At 64.4% G+C, this 5344-nt stretch carries 6 protein-coding genes and 1 pseudogene; 2 read left to right on the forward strand and 5 right to left on the reverse strand.

What is annotated here, in order from left to right; all coding sequences use genetic code 11:
* Nucleotides 1-198 (reverse strand): annotated as a pseudogene (locus tag EN984_RS21620) (MFS transporter); the annotation flags it as partial.
* Nucleotides 199-319: 121 nt separating this feature from the next.
* On the opposite strand from EN984_RS21620, the gene EN984_RS21625 reads away from it, so the two are divergent.
* Both EN984_RS21625 and hutH read left to right on the forward strand, forming a co-directional pair.
* The gene (locus EN984_RS21625) at nucleotides 320-1321 is read left to right on the forward strand and encodes an ornithine cyclodeaminase family protein (RefSeq protein ID WP_127270888.1); all 1002 of its coding nucleotides are present in this window, start codon (nucleotides 320-322) and stop codon (nucleotides 1319-1321) included.
* On the forward strand, nucleotides 1318-2799 hold the full coding sequence (gene hutH / locus EN984_RS21630) for a histidine ammonia-lyase (RefSeq protein WP_127270890.1): 1482 nt from the start codon (nucleotides 1318-1320) through the stop codon (nucleotides 2797-2799). Before EN984_RS21625 ends, hutH begins: the two co-directional genes overlap by 4 nt.
* Before the next feature lie 9 nt (nucleotides 2800-2808).
* Here hutH and purU read toward each other — a convergent pair whose 3' ends face one another.
* From purU to EN984_RS21650, 4 genes are all read right to left on the reverse strand, one after another.
* Nucleotides 2809-3690: a formyltetrahydrofolate deformylase gene (gene purU / locus EN984_RS21635; protein ID WP_127270892.1), complete on the reverse strand. Its 882-nt coding sequence runs from the start codon at nucleotides 3688-3690 to the stop codon at nucleotides 2809-2811.
* On the reverse strand, nucleotides 3687-4487 hold the full coding sequence (locus EN984_RS21640; RefSeq protein ID WP_127270894.1) for a 3-methyl-2-oxobutanoate hydroxymethyltransferase: 801 nt from the start codon (nucleotides 4485-4487) through the stop codon (nucleotides 3687-3689). Before EN984_RS21640 ends, purU begins: the two co-directional genes overlap by 4 nt.
* A gap of 34 nt (nucleotides 4488-4521) precedes the next feature.
* Nucleotides 4522-4836 carry a MocE family 2Fe-2S type ferredoxin gene (locus EN984_RS21645; RefSeq protein WP_013530832.1) on the reverse strand — a complete coding sequence of 105 codons (315 nt, stop codon included), beginning with the start codon at nucleotides 4834-4836 and terminating at the stop codon, nucleotides 4522-4524.
* Between the two features lie 11 nt (nucleotides 4837-4847).
* On the reverse strand, nucleotides 4848-5344 hold a 497-nt coding region (locus tag EN984_RS21650), incomplete at its 5' end, for a fatty acid desaturase (protein WP_206517455.1).

The following is a 5344-nucleotide window of genomic DNA, read 5'->3' on the forward strand; positions in this document are numbered from 1 at the left end:
GGTCAGCATGTAGACGGTGATGCCGATGCTGATCGCCACTGCCGACACGCCGAAGGAAGCCCCCATCTGCGGCAGCGAGGTCGAGATGATCGTCGAATCCAGAAACTGCATGAAGAACGCGATGGCGACGATCAGCGCCACGCGCCGCGCATTGGTGGCCGTTTCGGGTAAGGTTGCGGTCTCGGGAACGGCTGTCATGACGGAACCGGTTTGAACAGCATCTCACCGGCGGCGTCCAGAGACCTCGCAACAAACTTTCGTGTCCCGCCTTGGCCTGCTATGGGATGAACGGGGTGGCCGAGAAAAGTGTCCGCGTAACATGAAGCCCATCTACATCGACTACCTCAATGCCCTCGACATCGATGCCCTTGCCATGACCGATGGCGAAATCATCGCTGCCGTCGAGGCTGGCCTGGTGGCGCAGGGCCGGGGCCAGACGGTGATCGAACCGCGCGTCCATCTCGAGCCGGACCCGTCCTTCCACGGCCATTTCGACGTGTTGCGCGGCTACGTCGCGCCGCTCGACACGGCCGGCGTCAAGATCGTCGGCGACTATGTCGACAATTACCTGCATGGCCTGCCTTCCGAATTCGGCATCCTCAACCTGTTCGACCCGCGCACCGGCGCGCCGCGCGCCATCCTCGACGCCACCGTCATCACCGACATGCGCACAGGCGCCGTCACCGCCATCGGCGCCAGGCATCTGGCGCGAAAGAATTCCAAAGTGCTGGCCCATATCGGCGCGCGCGGCACCGCCTACTGGAATGTCCGCCTGCTCGACCATCTCTTCGATTTCGACGAGATCCGCGTCCATTCGCGCCGCCCGGAAAGCCGCGACGGTTTTGCCGCCAGACTATCCGCCGATCTCGGCAAGACGGTGACGGCGGTCGCCGACTGGAAAAGCTGCATCGAGGGCGCCGACATTGTCGTCGAGGCCTCGCGGTTGCCGGAGCCGCAGCCATTGCTCAAGACCGAATGGATCAAGCCCGGCGCGTTGGTCGTGCCCTACGGCACGATGAGCGCGGTGGAACTGTCGTTGACCGATATCATGCAGAAAATGGTCGTCGACGATTGGGGCCAGTGCAAGGGCGGCAAGTTCGGCTCGCTGCGCGCCCATGTCGAGACCGGGCGGCTGAGCGAGAAGACGCTGCATGCCGAGCTTGGCCAGATCGCCGCCGGTCTGAAAGCCGGGCGCGAAAGCGACGCCGAAACGATCCTGTTCTGGCATCGCGGCCTGTCGCTGTCCGACATTGCGCTGGGCAAGGCGATGCTGGCCAAGGCCCAAGTGCAAGGCATCGGCCAGCGGCTGCGCTTCGCATGAGCGCGCTCGTCCTCACCGGAACCGGCGTCGGTATTGACGATGTCGCCGCGGTCGCCCGCGATGGGCGCAAGGTGGAGATTGGACCCGATGTCATCGGCAGGCTGGAAAAGGCACGAAAAGTGCTCGACCAGGCCGCCGCGTCCGGCCAGCAGATCTATGGCCTGAACACCGGGCTCGGCGCCAATCTCGGCACCGCGGTCGACGGCGACGCCGGCGCCTTCCAGCGCCAGCTCCTGGAAGGACGCAGTGGCGCCGTCGGCGAGGTGCTGCCGGTTGAAGCCGTGCGGGCAACCATGCTTGCCCGTGCGTCGATGCTGTCGGTCGGCGGCTCCGGCCTGTCGCCTTCCGTCTTCGTCGCTTTGGTCGACGCGCTCAATGCCGGCGTCCATCCCGTCATGCCGTCGCTCGGCTCGATCGGCGCCGGTGACCTGGTGTTGATGACAGCACTCGCCCGCATGCTCACCGCCGATGGCGAAGCCGACTATCAGGGCCGTCTCATGCCGGCGGCCAAGGCGCTGATGATGGCGCGCCTCGCCCCCATCAGCCTGGCGCCCAAGGACGGCCTGTCGCTGATCAACGCCTCGGCGGTGTCCGCCGGCAGCGGCGCACTTGCGGTGACGGATGCATTGCGCGCCCTTGCCCAGCAACAGCAGGCCGGTGCGCTGACAATGGAAGGCATCGGTGCCAACCGCACCATCCTCGATCCGCGCCTGCATATGGCGCGTCCGGCGGCAGGCCAGCAGCAAGCAGCCAAGGTGCTGCACGATCTGCTCGCCCGAGACGAGGCGCCGGCGCCGACCACCTTGCAGGACCCGCTGTCGATCCGCTGCATGCCGTCGATCCATGGCGCGCTGATCGAGGCGATCGGTCAGGCGAGACAGGCTGTCGAGATCGAACTCAACGCCGCCGCCGACAACCCGCTGGTGCTGGGCGATGATGGACTGGTGCTGTCGACCGGCAATTTCCACACAGCCTCGCTGGCGCTCGCCTTCGAGACGCTCGGCCTGGCGATCGCCCAATGTGCCGCGGCCAGTGCCGCGCGCTTCATCCAGCTCACCGGTTCCGGCCGCAATGGCCTGCCGAAATATCTGTCGCCGGTCGGCGGCGCCTCGGCCGGCCTCGTACCGCTGCAGAAGACGGTGACGTCGATCCTGGCCGCCATCCGCCACAAGGCCAATCCGGTGATGCTCGACTTCCTGGCCGTGTCGGAAGGCGTCGAGGATCACGCCACGCAGACGCCTCTGGCGGTGGCAAAATGCGCCGGGATGATCGCGCTGTGGCGCCGCCTGATCGCCTTCGAATTGATGGCCGCCGCACAGGCCATCGACCTGCGCGACGGCTTCACATTGGCGCCACGCACCGCCGCAATTCACACGGCGATACGCTCGCTCGTCCCCATGCTGAAAGAGGACCGGCCGCTCGGTATCGACGCCGAGACGCTTTACGCCGCGCTCGCCGGCGGCAGTTGGCCGGCCTGACGTGGCTTCTCAGAAGACGATGGTCTTGTGGCCGTTGAGCATGACGCGGGCTTCGAGATGCAACTTGACGGCGCGCGCCAGCACCCGGCTTTCGATGTCGCGCCCGACAGCGACGAAGTCCTCGGCGCTCATCGCATGGGTGACGCGTTCGGTCTCCTGATCGATGATCGGACCCTCGTCGAGGTCGGAGGTGACGTAATGCGCCGTCGCACCGATCAGCTTGACGCCGCGGTCGAAGGCCTGGTGATACGGCTTGGCGCCCTTGAAGCTCGGCAGGAAGGAATGGTGGATGTTGATCGCCCGTCCGAACAGCCGGTCCGACAGGCCTTTTGAAAAGACCTGCATGTAGCGCGCCAGGATGACCAGTTCAGCCCCTGTTTGCTGCACCAGGTCCAGCAGCTTCTGTTCCTGTTCGGCCTTGTTCTCCCTGGTGGTCGGCCAATGGTGGTAGGGGATGCCCTCCAGCTCGGCGAAGCGGCGGGCATCCTCGTGGTTGGAGACGACGGCGGCAACCTCCGCGTTCAGCCAGCCGACCCTGATCTGGTACAGCAGATGGAGAAGCGCGTGGTCGAACTTGGAGACCATGACGATGATCTTCGGGCGGCGCCCCTGATCGACGAGCGCGGTCTTCATGCCGAACCGGTCGACACTTGATTTCAAGGCCCGCTCCAGGCTGTCCCTGGTCGAGCCTGGCGGGCTGATGAAGGCGATCCGCATGAAAAAGCGATTGGTCTGCCGGTCCCAGAACTGGCTGCTTTCGGCGATGTTGGCGCCGTTCGCGGCAAGCTCCGCCGTGACGGCGGCGACGATCCCCGGCCGGTCCTCGCAGGAAAGCGTAAGAATATGAACCGGCGCGGCCTCGTCCGTCGCATCATTGCCTTGAGATTTCACGCCCTGTCGACCCTTTTCATGAACAGGCTGAGCTCAGCCGGATCCATATGCACCACATGCTTGTCTTCGGGATAGGCGAGACTGTTGACATCGGCAACATACTCCGAGAACGCGGCGATGCGCTCGGCCTGCAAACGATCATATTCGGCGGCGAAGTTGCGGTAGACCTTGGAATGGCGAGGCATGTGGCCCCGGTTCTGGCCGAGGATGTCGTCGGCGAACAGATATTGCGCATCGCAACCGGTGCCCGCTCCCATCGACAGCATGATCAGCGATGTGCGTTCCGAGATCGCCTTGGCCACCTCGACCGGGACGACCTCGATCTCGGCGCCGATGGCGCCTGCGGCCTCCAGTTGTTTCACCGCCGCGAAGACCTCCATGGCGGTGTCGGCGGTCTTGCCTACCGCCTTGAAGCCGCCGGTCCAGGTGGCCCGTGACGGGATCAGCCCGACATGGCCGATCACCGGGATATTGTCATCGGCCATCCGCTTGATCGTGGCGTAGCCGGCGCTGCAATAGACCGCGTCGGCGCCGGCCTTGTAGAGCCGGAAAGCCCAGCGCACGAAATCGTCCGCCGTTCCGATCTCGTAGAAATTGTCGCCCGGCATGGTGAACAGGCTGGGTGCGGCGTCCCGGTATTGCGGGTTGAGCACCAGTTCGGGCGGCACCGAGACGATGTCGACCCCTGCGCGCTCCGCGGCCTCGGCCTCGTCCATCGTCAGCACGCGCAGCATGGTCAGCTGTCGCTTGCCCTTCATGGCGCGCAAATCCGCCACCGTCGGTCTTTTTCGGCTCATCAAATGGGTTCCCTCAGTTGCATTCGGCGGCAGGTCAGCCGATCTGGATCATCACTTTGCCAGCCTCGACCTTCACTGGATAGGTGGCGAGATTGACGCATACCGGTGCGCCTCGGGCCACACCCGTCTTGTAGTTGAAGCGGCCATTGTGCTTGGGGCATTCGATGATGTCGTCCATCACCAGCCCATCGGCCAGATGCGCCTTCTCATGCGTGCAGTACCCGTCGGTTGCGAAATACTCGTCATCGGGACTGCGATAGATGGCGAAGGTACGCCCGCCATGATCGAAGCGGATGACATCCTCTTCCTCGACATCGTCGACGCCACACGCTTCAACCCAGTCGGCCATCTGCCTCTCCCCTATTCCGCCGCTGCCGGAACGGTCAGCGCATGGAACTCGTCCCGATACGGCCGCGCCGTCGGCGGCAGCTCGCGCTTGAGGAAATAGTCCTCGTACTGAAGCTGCTTCAGCAGCACCGGCCAGACCTCGCGATAGGCATGCCACATCGAAGGGTTCGGCTCGGGCAGATCGTGCTTGATCAATTCATGCAGCCTCGGCAGCGCGTGATACGGCACCATCGGGAACATGTGATGTTCGACATGGTAGTTCATGTTCCAGTAGATGAAGCGGCTGATCGGGTTCATGTAGACGGTGCGCGTGTTCAGCCGGTGGTCGGTGACATTATCGGCCAGGCCGATATGCTGCAGCAGGCCGGTCAGCACCATGTGCCAGCTGCCGTAGAGGCGCGGCAGGCCGATAAGCACCAGCGGCAGGAACGACCACAGATAGAACGCCAGCGCGATCGCCGCGACATAGATGGCGACATGCCAGCGCGCGGCTGTGACCACCTTGTGAA

Origin of the sequence: Mesorhizobium sp. M7A.F.Ca.CA.004.12.1.1 (genome assembly GCF_003997835.1) — a bacterium.
Classification (GTDB): domain Bacteria; phylum Pseudomonadota; class Alphaproteobacteria; order Rhizobiales; family Rhizobiaceae; genus Mesorhizobium.

Excerpts from the sequence above, each read along its gene's own strand:
- EN984_RS21625 (WP_127270888.1), top strand. The coding sequence starts at position 320 with ATGAAGCCCATCTACATCGACTACCTCAATGCCCTCGACATCGATGCC.
- hutH (WP_127270890.1), top strand. The coding sequence starts at position 1,318 with ATGAGCGCGCTCGTCCTCACCGGAACCGGCGTCGGTATTGACGATGTC.
- EN984_RS21640 (WP_127270894.1), bottom strand. The coding sequence starts at position 4,487 with ATGAGCCGAAAAAGACCGACGGTGGCGGATTTGCGCGCCATGAAGGGC.
- EN984_RS21645 (WP_013530832.1), bottom strand. The coding sequence starts at position 4,836 with ATGGCCGACTGGGTTGAAGCGTGTGGCGTCGACGATGTCGAGGAAGAG.